14 protein-coding genes are annotated in these 16,572 nt (G+C 65.7%); 7 read left to right on the top strand and 7 right to left on the bottom strand.

From position 1 onward, the window contains the following. Positions 1-2: 2 nt before the first annotated feature. Genes X268_RS23065 through X268_RS23080 form a run of 4 tightly spaced genes read right to left on the bottom strand, consistent with a single transcriptional unit; the run spans position 3 to position 5,033 of the window. Complete coding sequence (locus tag X268_RS23065) at positions 3-1,244, bottom strand: ABC transporter substrate-binding protein (RefSeq protein WP_128927046.1); 1,242 nt, start codon at positions 1,242-1,244, stop codon at positions 3-5. Positions 1,245-1,267: 23 nt separating this feature from the next. Beyond that, positions 1,268-3,643 (bottom strand): xanthine dehydrogenase family protein molybdopterin-binding subunit, encoded by a 2,376-nt coding sequence (locus tag X268_RS23070; RefSeq protein ID WP_128927047.1) that lies wholly within the window; start codon positions 3,641-3,643, stop codon positions 1,268-1,270. Next, the gene (locus X268_RS23075) at positions 3,640-4,176 is read right to left on the bottom strand and encodes a (2Fe-2S)-binding protein (protein WP_128927048.1); all 537 of its coding nucleotides are present in this window, start codon (positions 4,174-4,176) and stop codon (positions 3,640-3,642) included. The genes X268_RS23070 and X268_RS23075 overlap by 4 nt, the downstream gene beginning before the upstream one ends. Then, complete coding sequence (locus X268_RS23080) at positions 4,173-5,033, bottom strand: FAD binding domain-containing protein (RefSeq protein WP_128929356.1); 861 nt, start codon at positions 5,031-5,033, stop codon at positions 4,173-4,175. Before X268_RS23080 ends, X268_RS23075 begins: the two co-directional genes overlap by 4 nt. Positions 5,034-5,285: 252 nt before the next feature. On the opposite strand from X268_RS23080, the gene X268_RS23085 reads away from it, so the two are divergent. Then, a complete protein-coding gene (locus X268_RS23085; RefSeq protein WP_164937880.1) occupies positions 5,286-5,903 on the top strand; it encodes a TetR/AcrR family transcriptional regulator in 618 nt (205 codons plus the stop codon). A 60-nt stretch (positions 5,904-5,963) separates the two neighbouring features. Here X268_RS23085 and hutU read toward each other — a convergent pair whose 3' ends face one another. From hutU to hutI, 3 genes are read right to left on the bottom strand one after another with little or no spacing between them, the layout of a single operon-like run. Then, positions 5,964-7,634: a urocanate hydratase gene (hutU, locus tag X268_RS23090; RefSeq protein WP_128927050.1), complete on the bottom strand. Its 1,671-nt coding sequence runs from the start codon at positions 7,632-7,634 to the stop codon at positions 5,964-5,966. Between the two features lie 26 nt (positions 7,635-7,660). Next, positions 7,661-9,220, bottom strand: coding sequence for a histidine ammonia-lyase (gene hutH, locus X268_RS23095; protein WP_128927051.1), 1,560 nt, complete (start codon positions 9,218-9,220; stop codon positions 7,661-7,663). Next, complete coding sequence (gene hutI / locus X268_RS23100) at positions 9,217-10,431, bottom strand: imidazolonepropionase (protein WP_128927052.1); 1,215 nt, start codon at positions 10,429-10,431, stop codon at positions 9,217-9,219. Before hutI ends, hutH begins: the two co-directional genes overlap by 4 nt. Before the next feature lie 99 nt (positions 10,432-10,530). On the opposite strand from hutI, the gene X268_RS23105 reads away from it, so the two are divergent. From X268_RS23105 to X268_RS23130, 6 genes are all read left to right on the top strand, one after another. Then, on the top strand, positions 10,531-11,889 hold the full coding sequence (locus X268_RS23105; RefSeq protein ID WP_128927053.1) for a formimidoylglutamate deiminase: 1,359 nt from the start codon (positions 10,531-10,533) through the stop codon (positions 11,887-11,889). Continuing rightward, positions 11,886-12,614: a histidine utilization transcriptional repressor HutC gene (gene hutC, locus X268_RS23110; protein WP_128927054.1), complete on the top strand. Its 729-nt coding sequence runs from the start codon at positions 11,886-11,888 to the stop codon at positions 12,612-12,614. The genes X268_RS23105 and hutC overlap by 4 nt, the downstream gene beginning before the upstream one ends. 103 nt (positions 12,615-12,717) lie before the next feature. After that, positions 12,718-13,662 carry an ABC transporter substrate-binding protein gene (locus X268_RS23115; RefSeq protein ID WP_128927055.1) on the top strand — a complete coding sequence of 315 codons (945 nt, stop codon included), beginning with the start codon at positions 12,718-12,720 and terminating at the stop codon, positions 13,660-13,662. 72 nt (positions 13,663-13,734) lie between these two features. Next, positions 13,735-14,508 carry an ABC transporter permease gene (locus tag X268_RS23120; RefSeq protein ID WP_128927056.1) on the top strand — a complete coding sequence of 258 codons (774 nt, stop codon included), beginning with the start codon at positions 13,735-13,737 and terminating at the stop codon, positions 14,506-14,508. Continuing rightward, complete coding sequence (locus tag X268_RS23125; RefSeq protein WP_164937881.1) at positions 14,505-15,290, top strand: ABC transporter ATP-binding protein; 786 nt, start codon at positions 14,505-14,507, stop codon at positions 15,288-15,290. The genes X268_RS23120 and X268_RS23125 overlap by 4 nt, the downstream gene beginning before the upstream one ends. Further along, positions 15,283-16,515, top strand: a complete 1,233-nt coding sequence (locus X268_RS23130; RefSeq protein ID WP_128927058.1) for a Zn-dependent hydrolase — start codon at positions 15,283-15,285, stop codon at positions 16,513-16,515. The genes X268_RS23125 and X268_RS23130 overlap by 8 nt, the downstream gene beginning before the upstream one ends. The last annotated feature ends 57 nt before the right edge of the window (positions 16,516-16,572 follow it).

Genomic DNA, 16,572 nt, shown 5'->3' on the forward strand with positions numbered 1-16,572 from the left:
CTTTACGTGGCGTGGCCGAGCTCGCTGCAACTGCGCAGCATGTCGTCCGAGCCATTGTCGTTCGCGAGAATGGCGAACAGATCGTTGTCGCCCGCCATCGCCGACTTCTTCTTGGATTCCAGCACCAGCACCGACTGCACCGATTGATGGTCGCATTTGCGATAATGCTGCGGGCCCTTGGTCAGATCATATTGCAGCTTCTCCAGCGCATCGATTACCTTATCGGTGTCGGTGCCGCCGGCGGCCTGCATCGCGGCCAGCAACGATCCGACACCGGAATAGCCATAGGCGCCGTAATCGGTCGGGATCGCACCGCCATTGGCGGCCTTGAACGCCGCGTTGAAGCTGGCTGCCGACTTGCTCTGCGTCTCCAGGCCCCAATAATAGTTGGCGCCGCCGACCACGCCCTCGAACACGTCGGGGCCGACTGCGAGCCGCTGGTTGTGCAGGATCACCGGCACCACGATCTTCATCTGCTGCTTGACGCCGAAATCAACCGCCTGCTTGATCGCATTGGCCTGATCGCGGCCGAAATTGGAGATGCAGAGCACGTCCGGCCGCATCGACATCAGGCGCGGCATGAAGGTGGAATAGTCGGCGGCGCCGAACGGATGCAGGATCTCGCCGACGCTGTCGGCACCGATCGCCGCCTGCGCCCGCTTGAAGCCGCGCAGCATCTCATGCCCATAGGCATAGTCGGCAACGAGATGAGCGACCTTCATGCCCTTCTTCAGTGTCTGCCGGGCGACCGCAGCCGTCGTCATGTGCGGGTTCAGCGCCTCGTGGAAGGTGTATTTGCTGAAATCCTTGGCCTCGTTGATGGTGTCGGACTGGCTGATGGATACGTAGATCACGCCACGGGCGCGGGTGACCTCGTTGACCGCGAGCTGCACCGCGCTGGAGAGCGCGCCGACCACGGCATGAACCTTGTCCTTCTCGATCAGCTCGAGCGTGCGGGTCGCGGCCTCGCCGGCATTGAGCTTGTCGTCGCGCACCAGCAGCTCGACTTTGCGACCGCCGATGCCGCCCTTGTCGTTGACGAGCTTGACGGCGAGCTCGGCGCATTTGACCTGGTCGCGGGCTTCGGCGGCGAACGGGCCGGTCAGCGGCGTCGGAAAGCCGATGCGGATCGTCTCGTCTGCGGCGCGGCCGAGACGAGGCATGGCAAGCAGAGCGGCGCCGGCCGAAAGGCCAGCGAGCGCGGTGCGGCGGGGTATTCTCGACGTCGAGCCGGCTTTGGGCATGATTTCCTCCAATTGTCTTTTTTCTAGAAACGCTTCAGGGCTTTCAGGACTTTGGTGGGCGTGATCGGGATCGAATTGATCGTCGCATCGAACGGCGTGAGCGCATCGTTGACGGCATTGAGCACGCAAGCCGAGGCCGCCGCCGTGCCCGCCTCGCCGACACCTTTGGCCCCGAGCTCGGTATCGGCGGTCGGCGTCTCGACATGGGCGATGACGATGTCGGGCATCTCCATCGGCATCGGCACGAGGTAGTCGGCGAGCGAGCCGTTCATGAGCTGGCCGGTCTCGCTGTAGCGGCATTCCTCGAACAGCGCGGCGCCAAGCCCCTGCACGATACCGCCGCGGAGCTGCTCGTCGACCAGCATCGGGTTGATGACGCGGCCACAATCCTCGACGATGAAATGTTTCAGGAGCTTGATGAGGCCGGTCTCGACATCGACCTCCAGCGAGCAGCCCTGAATGCCGTTGGTGAAGGCAAAGGGATAGCCCTGCGGCGCGAAATGATGGCTCACGGTGAGCTGTGCCTGCGTGCCGGGCGGCAATGTGTCGGAGCGGAAGAAGGCGATCCGCGCGATCTCTGAGATCGGCAGACGGGGCTTGCGCGTTCCGGCGTCCACGACCTCGCCGTCGACGATGTCGAGCGCCGACGGCTGCTCCTGCAGAATGAGCGCGGCGATCTCCAGGATGTTGCGCTTGAGCGCGCGCGTGGCCTGCAGCGCGGTCTCGCCGCCGATGCCGGCGCCGCGGCAGGCCCAGGTGGCGCCGCCATGCGGCGTCACCTCAGTATCGCCGGTGATGACCTTGACGTGTTCCTGCGCCAGGCCAAGCTGATCGGCCACGATCTGGCTGATGATCGCTTCGGTGCCCTGACCCTGCTCGGTGACCGAGATCAGGCACCGCACCTCCCCCGACGGCGTCAGACTGAGGATCGCGCCGTCCTGCGAGGAAATGCGCGCACCGCCGACACCATAGAACGCGGGGCTCGGATTGGTGATCTCGACGAAGGCCGCAATCCCGATGCCGCGATAGATGCCGCGCTTGCGCACGTCCGCCTGCTCGGCGCGGAGTGCGTCATAATCCATCAGCTCGCGCAGGCGCTTCAGGCAGGCCTGATGCGACAGCGCCTCGAAGCGGTAGCCGGTCGGCGAGGTCTGCGGATAGGCATCGTCGGGAATGACGTTCTGCGCGCGGATGGCGAAGGGATCGAGGCCAATCTTGCTTGCTGCCATGTCGACCAGCCGCTCGGTGACGGCGCAGGCGATGGGATGGCCGACGGCGCGATACTGGCTGGGCTGCACCTTGTTCTGGAAGATCACCTCCAGCGTCGCGCGATAGTTCTTGAAGCGGTAGGGCGCGCCGATCAGGCGGATCACCTGGTTGCCCTCGACCACGCTGGTACGCGGATAGGTCGAGAACGCGCCAATCGCGGTCAGATCCAGCACGTCCATCGCCAGAATCTCGCCCTTGGCATCGAGCGCCATGCGGGCACGGACGCGATGATCCCTGGCATGGATATCGGAGACGAAGGACTCCATGCGGTCGGCAACGTATTTCACGGGCCGGCCAAGCAGGATCGAAAGGCCGACCACCGCCATGTCCTCGTGATAGACATGCAGCTTCATCCCGAAAGAGCCGCCGATATCGGTCGCGATGACGCGGACGCGGGCCTCCGGAATGCCGTAGTGGCGTGAATAGAGGTCCTGAAACTGATACGGGGTCTGCGTGCCGTGATGCACGGTGAGCATGCCGGCGGCAGGATCGTAATCCGCGACGATGGCGCGAGGCTCCAGCGTCACCGCGGTATGGCGGGCGAAGGAGAACTCCTCCTCCACCACATGGACCGCATACGCAAAGGCGTCGTCCACGGTGCCGTTGTCGAGCTGGCCACGGAAGCAAATGTTATGGGCGCTGCCGGGATTGACCAGTGGAGCGCCGGCCTCGCGCGCGCCGTCGATATCGACCACGAGTGGAAGGTCCTCATAATCGACCTCGATCAGCTCCAGGGCATCTTCCGCGATCGCCCGGCTCTCTGCCACCACGGCAACCACCGCCTGGCCGGCCCAGACCACGCGATCCAGCGGCAGCGGCCATTGCGGTGCAGAGGTCATGCCCTTGAAATGATCGAGCGTGCCGGTCCAGGGCGTGCAGATCTTGGCAAGGTCAGCCCCAGTGGCAACGAGATGCACGCCCTCGGACGCGCGTGCATGCTCGGTGTTGATCGAGACGATCTTCGCATGCGCATGCGGACTGCGCAGGAACGCGGCATAGAGCATGCGCGGCAGCTTGAGATCGCTGACATAGCGCCCCCGCCCGGCCAGCAGCCGCTTGGCGTTGGGCCGCGGCACAGAGCGGCCGATGTAAGAGTTCGGACGGTCGAGCGAGGTCAACGGCGTGGTCATGTTCCGCCTCCGCCCGCGCTCCGCGCCTTCATGCGTTCCTTGGCCACGGCGTCGATGGCATCGACGATCGCTTCATAGCCGGTGCAGCGACAGTAATTGCCGGACAGCGCGTCGCGAATCTCCTCACGGCTCGGCTGCGCCACCTGCGAGAGCAGCTCCTGGGCATTGACCAGCATGCCCTGCGTGCAGAAGCCGCATTGCAGCGCGTTGCGGCGATGGAATTCGGCCTGGAGGTCCGCAAGCACGCCGCTCTCGGTGAGCCCCTCGATCGTCTCGATCCGGGCGCCGTCGGCCTGCACCGCGAAGATCAGGCAGGCATGCGCGGCGCGGCCGTCGATCTGCACCAGGCAGGCACCGCAGGCACCCATCTCGCAACCGGCGTGGGTGCCGGTCAGCTCGAGCTTGTCGCGCAGGCAATCGACCAGCGTGTCGCGCGGCGCGACCTCGCAGGCGACCTTGCGACCGTTGACGACGAAGCGGACCCGCACGGTCTCGTCGGTCGCATCCAGCAGGGTCTCGCCGAAGCCGCTCATGCGCCCTCACCTAGACGTCCGAGCAGTCGTCCCAGCAACACCCGGGCGAGGTGCAATCGCATCGCGGGTGGCACCTCGTCGCTATCAGGCGGCGCAAGATCGCCTTCGAGCCCCCCTTGCGCAGCCGCGATACGCTCCGCGTCGAGACGGGAGCCGATCAAGGAGCGTTCTGCCTCTTTCGCTCGTGTCGGGGTATTGCCGACTGAAAAGAACGAGATGCGGATGTCGTCGATGCGGCTGGCCGTGCACGTCGCCATGATCCCGCAGCCGACCAAGGCGTAATCCCCCCGCCGCCGCGCCAGCTCGTCGAATGCAAAGCGCTGGTCGGCCTTGAACAGCGGAACATGAATTGCGGTGATCAGCTCTCCGGGCTGCAACGCCGTCTCGAACAGGTCGATGAAGAAATCGTCCGCCTTGACGCGCCGGCGCCCTGAGGCGCCGACGATCTCGATCTCGGCATCTAGCGCCAGCGTCATCGCGGGAAATTCGGATGCAGGGTCGGCGAGCGCGACGCTGCCGCCGAAGGTGCCGCGGTTGCGGATCGCGGGATGGGCGACGAACGGCGCCGCCGCGTGCAGCAGCGGGGCGAACTCGGCGATCAATGGCTCGCTCAGCATCTCGCAGTGGCGCGTCAGAGCCCCGATGCGCAAATGGCCGCCTTCGCGCCTGACCCCGCGCAGCTCGTCAATGTGGGTGATGTCGATCAGGAGCCGCGGCGCCTGCAGCCGCAGCGAGAGCGCCGGCACCAGGCTCTGGCCGCCGGCAAGGAAGCGCGCGTCATCGCCGGCGCGCGCATGAGCGTCCAGCGCCTCGTCGATCGTCGCAGCACGAAAATAGCTGAAAGCCCTCGCCTTCACCGCCGTTTCCTCGATCCATCGGCTCACCAGCCGGGATGCCAGATTTGTAACCATCTGGTCTCAAAATCCTGACACGCCTCCCGAGGCCGGTCAACAGAAAATGACCATTTGGTCACAAAAGCACCTTGGGCTATGAAGACAGAGGTACGTTGATTCAGCGACGAAATGGCCCGAAAAGCGCAGAAAACGGCGAGGCGACCGGTACGCAAGTGGACCGAGACAGGCAGCAGGTCCGCGCCAAAGCGTCGCAACATGCGCGCGGCCGACCGCGAGCGCGCGATCGTGGACGAGGCCATCCGCTTCTTCGCCGAGCGCGGCTTCGAAGGACAGACCCGCGAGCTCGCCAAGCGCATGGGCATCACGCATTCGGCGATCTATCGCCACTTCCCCAGCAAGGAGGCACTGATCGAGCGGGTCTACCAGGAGGTCTATCTCAGCCGCTGGTCGCCCGACTGGGGGCCGATGATCCACGATCGTTCCTTGTCGCTCGAAGCGAGGCTCACACGCTTTTATCTCGACTACGTCGCACGCGTGTTCGAATATAATTGGGTGCGGATCTTCGTGTTCTCCGGCATGAAGTCGTTCGGCATCACCAGTCGCTATCTCGACATCGTCCGCCGCGAGATCATCGAGCCGGCGGCCGCCGAGCTGCGCCATGAGCTGAAGCTGCCCGACGCAAAGGCTCACTCCCTGAGCGAACGCGAGACCGAGCTGTTCTGGGGCCTGCACGGCCGCATCTTCTATCTCGCCATCCGCAAGTTCATCTACGAGACGCCGATCCCGCCCGATCTCGACGCAATCGTCCGCGACGCCGTCCAGACGTTCATGGACGGCGCGAAGACGACGATGCCGAAGCTGCTCAAAGCCTGACACGTGAGAGCACGGTCTCTTCACCTCTCCCCAGCGGGGAGAGGTGAAGACCAGGCGCGACTATTTCGCAAGGCTCGGCAGATCGAGCCCCTTGTCACGGGCGCAGTCGATCGCGATGTCGTAGCCCGCATCGGCATGACGCATCACGCCGGTGGCTGGATCGTTCCACAGCACGCGCTCGATCCGCTTGGCCGCTTCCGGCGTGCCGTCGGCGACGATCACCATGCCGGCATGCTGGGAATAGCCGATGCCGACGCCGCCACCGTGATGCAGCGAGACCCAGGTTGCGCCGCTGGCGCAATTGAGCAGGGCGTTGAGCAACGGCCAGTCCGACACCGCATCCGAACCGTCCTTCATCGCCTCGGTCTCGCGGTTGGGGCTTGCCACCGAGCCGCTATCGAGGTGATCACGACCGATCACGATCGGCGCCTTGAGTTCGCCGCGCGCCACCATCTCGTTGAAGGCTAGGCCGAGGCGATGGCGATCGCCGAGACCGACCCAGCAGATCCGCGCCGGCAGGCCCTGGAACTTGATGCGCGCCTTGGCCATGTCGAGCCAATTGTGCAGATGCTTGTCGTCAGGCATCAGCTCCTTGACCTTGGCGTCGGTCTTGAAGATGTCCTCGGGATCGCCGGACAACGCCGCCCAGCGGAACGGCCCGACGCCGCGGCAGAACAGGGGGCGGATATAGGCGGGCACGAAGCCGGGGAAATCGAAGGCGTTCTTCAACCCCATGTCCTGCGCCATCTGGCGGATGTTGTTGCCGTAGTCGAGCGTCGGAATGCCCTGCGCATGAAAATCCAGCATGGCCTGGACGTGCTCGACCATCGACGTCTTGGAGGCGCGTTCGACCGCCTTCGGATCGGAGCCGCGCTTGGCTTCCCACTCGGCGAGCGTCCAGCCTTTCGGCAAGTAGCCGTTGACCGGATCGTGCGCACTGGTCTGGTCGGTGACGACATCAGGCTTGACGCCACGGCGCACCAATTCAGGAAAAATCTCGGCGGCATTGCCGAGCAGGCCAACCGAGACCGCCTTCTTCGTCTTCGCGGCATCCGCCATGATCGCCAGCGCTTCGTCGAGCGTTGCGGCCTGGCGATCGAGATAGCCGGTGCGCAAGCGCATCTCGATGCGGCTCGGCTGACATTCGACCGCGAGCATCGAAGCGCCGGCCATGGTCGCGGCCAGCGGCTGCGCGCCACCCATGCCGCCCAACCCGGCGGTGAGAATCCATTTGCCGGCGAGGCTGCCGCCATAGTGGCGGCGGCCGACCTCGACGAAGGTCTCGTAGGTGCCCTGCACGATGCCCTGGCTGCCGATATAGATCCAAGACCCCGCCGTCATCTGGCCGTACATCATCAGGCCCTGGCGATCGAGCTCGTTGAAATGATCGAGCGTCGCCCAGTGCGGCACGATGTTGGAATTCGCGATCAGCACTCGCGGGGCGTCGGCATGGGTCCGGAACACGCCGACCGGCTTGCCGGACTGGACCAGCAGCGTCTGGTCGGCTTCGAGCTTGCGCAGGGCCGCGACGATCCGGTCAAAGCTCTCCCAATCGCGCGCGGCGCGTCCGATGCCGCCATAGACGACGAGCTCGCTTGGACGCTCCGCAACGTCCGGATCGAGATTGTTCATCAGCATGCGCAGCGGCGCTTCCGTCAGCCAGCTCCGGGCGCTGATGTCGCGGCCGCGGGGAGCGCGGATGGTGCGGTCATTGTCCAGTCGACGGTTCATGCGGCCACCTCTTAGGCAAGTCTTGTTCAATCAAGTCTCGGAAACGGATCGGATGAGAGCGCCGCGATCGCTGCTGCCGGTAGTGTATCGGCTTCGACAAGCGCCGCAGCCTTGGCGAGATCGCCGGCCATATAGCGATCCGCACCGAGTACGGGCACCTGCTCGCGCAGCGCGGCGATGACGGCAGCCAACGGCCCGCTGGTCGCATGCGGCGCGCGCAAGGTGATGCCTTGGGCGGCGACCAGAAGCTCGATGCCGAGGATGGCGGCGAGATTGTCGGCCATGTCGGACAGACGCCGCGCGGCATGCGCGGCCATCGAGACGTGATCTTCCTGGTTGGCGCTGGTCGGCGTCGAATCGATCGAACAGGCGAGCGCGCGCTGCTTGTTCTCGGCATAGAGCGCGGCAGCCGTCACCTCGGCGATCATGAAACCGGAATTGATGCCTGGATCGGGGGTGAGGAACGGCGGCAGGCCAAAATTCAGTGCAGGATCGACCAGCGTCGCGATGCGCCGCTCGCTGATCGCGCCGATCTCCGATAGCGCCAGCGCAATCGCGTCGGCGGCAAAGGCCACCGGCTCGGCGTGGAAATTCCCGCCGGAGACGATCTCGCCGGTTTCGACCAGCACCAGCGGATTGTCGGTGACGGCATTGGCCTCGACGATCAGGGTGCGCGCGGCCTGCGTGATCAGGTCGAGCGCTGCACCCGCGACCTGCGGCTGGCAACGCAGGCAATAGGGATCCTGCACACGTTCGTCGCCTTCGAGATGCGACAGGCGAATGTCGCTGCCGTCGAGCAGCGCGGTCAGGGTCGCAGCCGCGGCGACCTGCCCGGCATGACCGCGCAGCGCCTGGATCTCGGGCCGGAATGGCGCAGTGGAGGCCATCGCCGCATCGACCGACAATGCGCCGGTAACGAGCGCTGCGCGCGCCAAGCCGAAGGCGCGCAATACGCCGGAGATGGCATAGGCGGTCGAGAATTGCGTGCCGTTGATCAGCGCGAGGCCTTCCTTGGGGCCGAGCGTCAGCGGCGCGAGGCCCGCAGCCGCCAGCGCTTCTCCGCCGGGCACGGCCTTTCCGTCGACGATCGCCTGCCCTTCGCCGATCATCACCGCCGTCATATGCGCAAGCGGCGCAAGATCACCGGAGGCGCCGACCGAGCCCTGCTGCGGCACCAGCGGATAGACACCCCGCGCCAACATGTCCTGCAGCTGTTCGATCACCTCGCGGCGCACGCCGGAGGCGCCGCGGCCGAGCGAGACGATCTTCAACGCCATCATCAGGCGAACGATCGGCTGCGGCGTCGCCGGGCCGACGCCGCAGCAATGCGAGACGATCAGGTTGCGCTGGAGCAGCGCGGTCTGATCAGGCGGAATGCGCTTCGAGGCCAGCTTCCCGAAGCCGGTGTTGATGCCGTAGACGGGGGCGTCGGCTTGCGCGGCCTTCGCAACAATCTCCGCAGCCGCCTCCACGCGCGGCCAGAACGTCGGATCCAGGATGACGGGAGCGCCCGCAAGCACCCGAGCGAGATCGTCGGGGCCAACCGCTCCCGGCTTAACGACGATCGCTGCGCCCTCGCCCGTCATTGCCCCCTCCACACCCGCCGATGCAGCGGATTGAAGCCGATGCGATAGACGAGCTCGGCCAGCCGCTCGATGTCCCAGATCGCAAGATCGCACCATTTCCCCGCTTCCAGCGTGCCGGTCTCATCGAGCACACCGAGCGCCCGCGCTCCTTCCCGGGTGACGCCGGCAAGGCACTCGGCCACATTCATCCGGAACAACGTCGCGCCCATATTCATCGCGAGCAGCAGCGAGGTCAGCGGTGAGCTGCCGGGGTTGCAGTCAGTCGCAAGCGCCATGTGAACGCCATGCTTGCGGAACGTTTCGAGGGGGGGCTTTTGCGTCTCACGAATGAAGTAGAACGCGCCGGGCAGCAACACGGCCACCGTACCGGCCTTGGCCATCGCGGCGGCACCGGCTTCGTCGGTATGCTCCAAATGATCAGCCGACAGCGCCGAGAATTTCGCGGCGAGTGCCGCGCCGCCAAGGTTCGAGAGCTGGTCGGCGTGCAGCTTGACCGGTAGGCCAAGCCCCCTCGCCGTCTCGAACACCCGTGCGGTCTGCTCGGCCGAAAACGCGATGCCCTCCATGAAGGCATCGACGGCATCGGCGAGTCCCGCTTTCGCTACTGCCGGCAGCATCTCACTACAAACGAGATCGATGTAGCGATCCTTGTCGCCGTCAGCTTCCAGCGGCAGGGCATGGGCGCCGAGGAAGGACGTGCGGATCGCCCCCGGCCGCTGGCGGCCGCAGCTGCGCGCTGCGGCGAGCTGACGCATCTCGGTCTCGGTGTCGAGGCCATAGCCGGATTTGATCTCGACGGTGGTGGCGCCCTCGCCGATAAGTGCATCTAGCCGCGGCAGCGCGCTTGCGACCAGCTCGGCCTCGCTTGCCTTGCGCGTCGCAGCCACCGTCGAAACGATGCCGCCGCCGGCGCGGGCGATCTCCTCGTAGCTCGCGCCTTTCAGGCGCAGCTCGAACTCGTGCGCGCGGTTGCCGCCATAGACGAGATGGGTATGGCAATCGACGAGGCCCGGCGTGATCCAGCGCCCTTCGCAGTCAATGCGCTTGATCGCGTCGGCATCAACAGGAAAGTCTGCCGCCGCGCCCGCATAGACGATATGGCCGCCGTGGATGGCGATCACGCCATGCTCGATCTCACCGAGATCGGGACGGTCGACCCGCATCGTGGCGAGCCGAGCATTGTGCCAGATCCGGTCGAAACGCTCTGCCATGCAACGGTCCCTTCGCGGATGCCCCTGCGCCCTGGGATGCTTGACTTATATGTCTAGACATATAATCGTAAGGCGGTTCTGTCCAGCCGCCATGGAAACATGACACGACTGCATTTCGCCTCCGCGCTCCTGCCCTCGGGCTGGGCCAATGACGTGCAGGTGGTGATCACCGCCGGCGTGATCGCGGCGGTGACAGCGGACGTGCAGCCTGCCGCCGGCGACGAGCGCCACGCCATCGCGCTGCCTGGACTTGCGAGCCTGCACAGCCACGCCTTCCAGCGCGGCATGGCGGGGCTCGCCGAACTGCGCGGCGACAGCACCGACACATTCTGGACCTGGCGCGAGACGATGTATCGCTTCGCGCTGGCGATGACGCCTGACGACGTCGCAGCTGTTGCGACGCTGCTTTATGTCGAGATGCTGGAGCAGGGTTTCACCCGCGTCGGCGAATTCCATTATCTTCACCACGACCGCGACGGCTCGCACTACGCCGATCCCGCCGAGATGGGCGCGCGCATCGCGCAGGCGGCCGAAGCCTCCGGCATTGCGCTGACACTGCTGCCGAGTTTCTATGCGCATGGCTCCTTCGGCGGCACCGCGCCGCATGACGGTCAGCGCCGCTTCATCTGCTCGGTCGATCGGTTCGCGGCGCTGATGGCTGCATCGCGCAAGGCGATCAGCGCGTTGCCGGGCGCCAATATCGGCATCGCCCCGCACAGCCTGCGCGCCGTGACGCCGGACGAGCTCAGCGCAATCATTCCACTGGCCGACGGCGGGCCGGTGCACCTCCACGCCGCCGAGCAGGTGAAGGAAGTCGAGGATTGCCTGATCTGGTCGGGCCGGCGCCCGGTGCAATGGCTGCTGGAGCACGCGCCGCTCGACCGGCGCTGGTGCCTCATTCACGCGACCCATACGACGGATGAGGAAGTCAGCGCATTCGCCGCGACCGGCGCGGTCGCCGGCCTTTGCCCCATCACCGAAGCCAGCCTCGGCGACGGCATCTTTCCGGCGCGCGAATTCCTCGGTGCCGGCGGCGTATACGGTATCGGCACCGATTCCAACGTGCTGGTCGGCGTTGCCGACGAATTGCGCCAGCTTGAATACGGCCAGCGACTCAAGCATGGCGAGCGCAACGTGCTCTCCGCAGGCGCAGGCCGCTCGACCGGACGCGCGCTGTTCGACCATGCGCTGGCGGGCGGCGCGCAGGCGCTGGCGCAGACGTCCGTTGGCCTCGCGCCCGGCGCGCGCGCCGATATCGTCACGCTCGACGGCGCACATCCTTCGCTCGCTGGGCGTCACGGCGATGCTGCCATTGACGGCTGGATCTTTGCCGCGGGCGGCGGCACGATCGACTGTGTCTGGGCCGGGGGCGAGAAGGTCGTCGAAGGCGGCCGGCACAGGCTGCGCCGGGCCGCTCGCGAGCGTTTCAACGCGTCGGTTCGGAGGCTCGTTGCATGAGCCTCGCCACCGATGCCACCGACAAGCCGACGCTCTACAAGCGGATTCGCGCCGACATCGAAAAGCACATCCTGACCGGCGAATGGCCGCCCGGACATCGCATTCCGTTCGAACATGAGCTCGTCGCCCGTTACGGCTGCTCGCGCATGACCGTGAACAAGGCCCTGTCGGAACTCGCGCAGGCTGACTTGATCGAGCGGCGGCGGCGCGCGGGGTCCTTCGTGCGCCGGCCGCAGCACATGTCGGCAGTGCTGAAGATCGCCGACATCCGCGCCGAGATCACCGCACTGGGGCGCGCCTACGGCTATGAGCTGATCCACCGCAAGCTGCGCACGGCCACCACCGCCGACCGTGATCGTCTCGGCGTGAAGAAGGCCGGCAAGGTGATTGCAATCACCTGCCGGCACAGCGCCGACAACGTGCCGTTCGCCGTCGAGGACCGGCTGATCGACCTGTCGTCCGTGCCTGATGCTGCGACCGCGGACTTCTCGCGCGAGCCGCCCGGCTCGTGGTTGCTTCACCATGTGCCATGGACGGAGGCCGAGCACACGATCAGCGCCATCGTTGCGGACGATCATACGGCCGGCGCGCTCGCGATCGCCGTCGGCGCCCCCTGTCTCGTGATCGACCGTTACACCTGGCGCAGCGCGCGCACGATCACGGCCGTGCGCCTGCTCTACCCCGGTGACTCTCACCGCCTTGTCGCGCGATTCAAGGGAGGCTGAGAGGATATGTCGGCACAAATCGTGCAACGCTTCGGGCAACGGCCCATTTGGGCCGACAGAGATCAACAGGACGTCAATCCATTTGGGCAAGAGGACGACAATCATGCGTAGTTCGACAGTATTTGTGACAATCATTGCTCTTTCGGCCGCCACTCCCGTGCTCGCCGACGACGTCAAGGTCGGCGTCGGCATTTCCGGATGGACCGGCTTCGCGCCGCTGACGCTGGCGAAGGAGGCTGGCATCTTCAAGAAGAACGGCCTCGACGTCACCATCAAGAAGATTCCGCAAAAGGATCGCCATCTCGCCATCGCCTCCGGCGACATCCAGTGCGCCGCGACCACGGTCGAGACCTGGATTTCCTGGAACGCCAATGGCGTGGCGACCAAGCAGATCTTCCAGCTCGACAAGAGCTATGGTGCCGACGGCATGGCTGTGCGCAACGACGTCGCCGCCATCAAGGACCTGAAGGGCAAGACCGTCGCCGCCTCCGCGCCCGGCACCTCGCCCTATTTTGCGCTGGCCTGGATGCTGAAGAAGAACGGCCTCACCACCAAGGACGTCACCGTCGTCAACCTCGAGCCTGCCGCGGCCGCGCAGGCCTTCGTCTCCGGCCAGAACGATGCCGCCATGACCTATGAGCCCTATCTGTCGACCGTGCGTGCCGCCCCCGACAAGGGCAAGATCATCGCGACCACGCTGGACTATCCGATAGTGATGGACACCTTCGGCTGCACGCCGAAATTCCTGACCGACAATCCCAAGGCCGCCAAGGCGCTCGCTGACAGCTATTTCGAGGCGCTCGACATGATCGCCAAGGACCAGGCCAAGGCTTACGAGATCATGGGCGCCGACGTGAAGCAGACCGGCGAGCAGTTCGGCAACTCGGCAAAATATCTGCGCTGGCAGGACAAGGCCGCCAACCAGAAGTTCTTCGCGGGCGACTTCCTGACCTTCAACAAGGAGGCCGCCGACCTGCTGCTCGAGATCGGCATCATCAAGGCCGCGCCGAAGGTCGAGGACCTCTTCGACGCGAGCTTCATCAAGTAAGTCACCCAGAAGCTGCCGGCCCCGTCTCGCGACGGGGCCGGCAAATCTGTTCACCGCTCGGATATAGCGTCGATGCGTCCCCTGGACCCTGTTACATCGAAGCAGCGCGTGGCCTATGGCCTCGCGTTCTTCGTGCTGTTCGTTGCTCTCTGGTCCTGGGCGACGCTCGGCGGCCATGTGTCGAAGACCTTCCTCGCCAACCCCTTGACCATGGTGCAGGAAGGTTTCGACCTGCTGGCCAAGCAGGGGTTCGTCTACGATATCGGCATGACGATCTGGCGCGTCGTCGGCGGTTTTGCGCTCGCGGCGATCATCGCGGTGCCGCTCGGCGTGCTGATGGGCGCCTACAAGCCGGTCGAGGCGTTCCTCGAACCGTTCGTCTCCTTCGCGCGCTATCTGCCCGCCTCCGCCTTCATCCCGCTCCTGATCCTGTGGGCCGGCATCGGCGAACTGCAAAAACTGCTCGTCATCTTCATCGGCTCGGTGTTCCAGGTCATCCTGATGGTCGCCGTGACCGTCGGCGCCACGCGGCGCGATCTGGTCGAGGCCGCCTATACGCTGGGCGCCGGCGACCGCGGCATCATCCGCCGCGTGCTGCTGCCCTCCTCCGCGCCGGAGATCGCGGAAATCCTGCGGCTGGTGCTGGGCTGGGCCTGGACCTACGTCATCGTCGCCGAGCTGATCGGCTCGTCCTCGGGCATCGGTCACATGATCACCGACAGCCAGGCGCTGCTCAACACCGGCCAGATCATCTTCGGCATCATCGTGATTGGGCTGATCGGCCTGCTCTCGGACTTCCTGTTCAAGGCGTTCAACGCCTGGCTGTTTCCGTGGAGGCTGGCATGACGATCCTCAAGGTCGAGCAGGTCTCGCGCACTTTCCCCGCGCGCCACGGCAACGCGCCGACCAGGGCGCTGGAGCCGACCGACCTCATCATCGGCAACAACGACTTCGTCACCATCCTCGGCCCCTCCGGTTGCGGCAAGTCCACGCTTCTGCGCATCGTCGCCGGTCTCGATCGCCCGAGCAGCGGGCGCGTCACGCTCGACGGGCGCGAGGTGACCGGCCCCGGCGCCGATCGCGGCATGGTGTTCCAGTCCTACACACTGTTTCCCTGGCTCACCGTGCGCGAAAACATCGCCTTCGGTCTGCGTGAGCGTGGTGTGTCCGAGGCGGAGCGCTACAAGATCGCCGACGCCTTCATCCGCCAGGTCGGGCTGTCAGGCTTCGAAAATCATTGGCCCAAGCAGCTCTCCGGCGGCATGCAGCAGCGCACGGCGATCGCACGCGCGCTTGCCAACGATCCCAAGATCCTGCTGCTCGACGAGCCGTTCGGCGCGCTCGACAACCAGACCCGCGCCCTGATGCAGGAGATGCTGCTCGGAATCTGGGAACGCGACCAGAAAACCGTGCTGTTCGTGACCCACGACATCGAGGAAGCCATCTTCCTCGGCAGCCGCGTCATCGTCATGAGCGCGCGTCCCGGCCGGATCAAGGCCGAGATCAATGTGGCCCTGCCGCATCCGCGCTCCTACAAGATCAAGACCACGCCCGAATTCGTCCAGCTCAAGGAACGGCTGGTCGAGGAAATCCGCACCGAGGCGCTCAGGGTTGCCGAACATGCCTGACGATCGTCCTTCCGTCGACGGTGAGCGCGTTCTTGCCGATCTCAACGCGCTTCGCGCCATCGGCGCCTACAAGACCGGCGTGCACAAGCCGACGTTCTCCGAGCCCCACAGGCTTTCGCTGGAATGGCTCGTGCGCAAGCTGTCTGGCGCGGCTCTTTCCGCTTCGATCGACGGCATCGGCAACGTCATCGGCACCAGCGCAACGCCGGGGCCGAAATTGCTGGCCGGCTCCCATCTGGAGAGCCAGAACTACGCCGGCTGGCTCGACGGCCCGCTCGGCGTCGTCTATGCGCTCGAGGCTGCGCGCGTGCTCAATGCCGATCCCTCGGTGAAGGGCGCCGTGGAAGTTGCCGCCTGGTGCGACGAGGAAGGCCACTTTGGGCATTTCCTCGGCTCGCGTTCCTATGTCGGACAGGTCAGCGAAGCCGACATCGACGCCGCAAGCGACCGCACCAGCGGGCGCACCATGCGCGATGCGCTCGCCGAGACGGGACTCGCCGGCCGCCCACGTGTCCGCGTCGAGCCGGGCCGCCATGTCGGATATATCGAGGCGCATATCGAGCAGGGCGACACGCTCGAAAGCGGCAAGCTCGCGATCGGCGTCGTCACCTCCATCGTCGGCATCTGGCAATACCGTATCAATTTCACCGGCGAGCAGAATCACGCCGGCACCACGCGCATGGCCGCGCGCAAGGATGCCGGGCTGGCGCTGGCCAAATTCTGCGTCGCGATCGACGAACGTTTCCCGGCCGCCTGCGGTCCGCGCACGGTCTGGACCACCGGCCGCATCACGCTCGATCCGGGCGCGCCGAGCATCATCCCGGGCGGCGCCGAGATGCTGTTCCAGATTCGCGACGACGATCCCGCCGTCATCGCCCGGCTGGAGCAGCTGCTGCGGAGCATGGCGGACGAGGCCAGCACAAACGGTCCCTGCGCCGTCACCGTCGAGAAACTGCGCACCGGCGCGCCCGCCATGATGAACGCAGGCTTTCAGGATGCAATCGAAGCCGCGAGCAAGGCCCTCGCTGGTGGACGATCCATCCGCATGCCGAGTGGCGCCGGCCACGATGCGCAGATGCTGGCAACCGTCATGCCCGCCGGCATGCTGTTCGTGCCGTCGATCGGCGGCATCAGCCATCACTGGACCGAGAACACCGCCGACGCCGACATCGTCACCGGGGCAGCGGTGTTCGTCGACGCCTGCCGGCGCATTCTCGAGGGCTGACGCTCACGGCCGTCTCGGAGTACTGGATCGCCCGGTCAATCCGGACGATGACACCGA

This window comes from Bradyrhizobium guangxiense, assembly GCF_004114915.1.
GTDB lineage: Bacteria > Pseudomonadota > Alphaproteobacteria > Rhizobiales > Xanthobacteraceae > Bradyrhizobium > Bradyrhizobium guangxiense.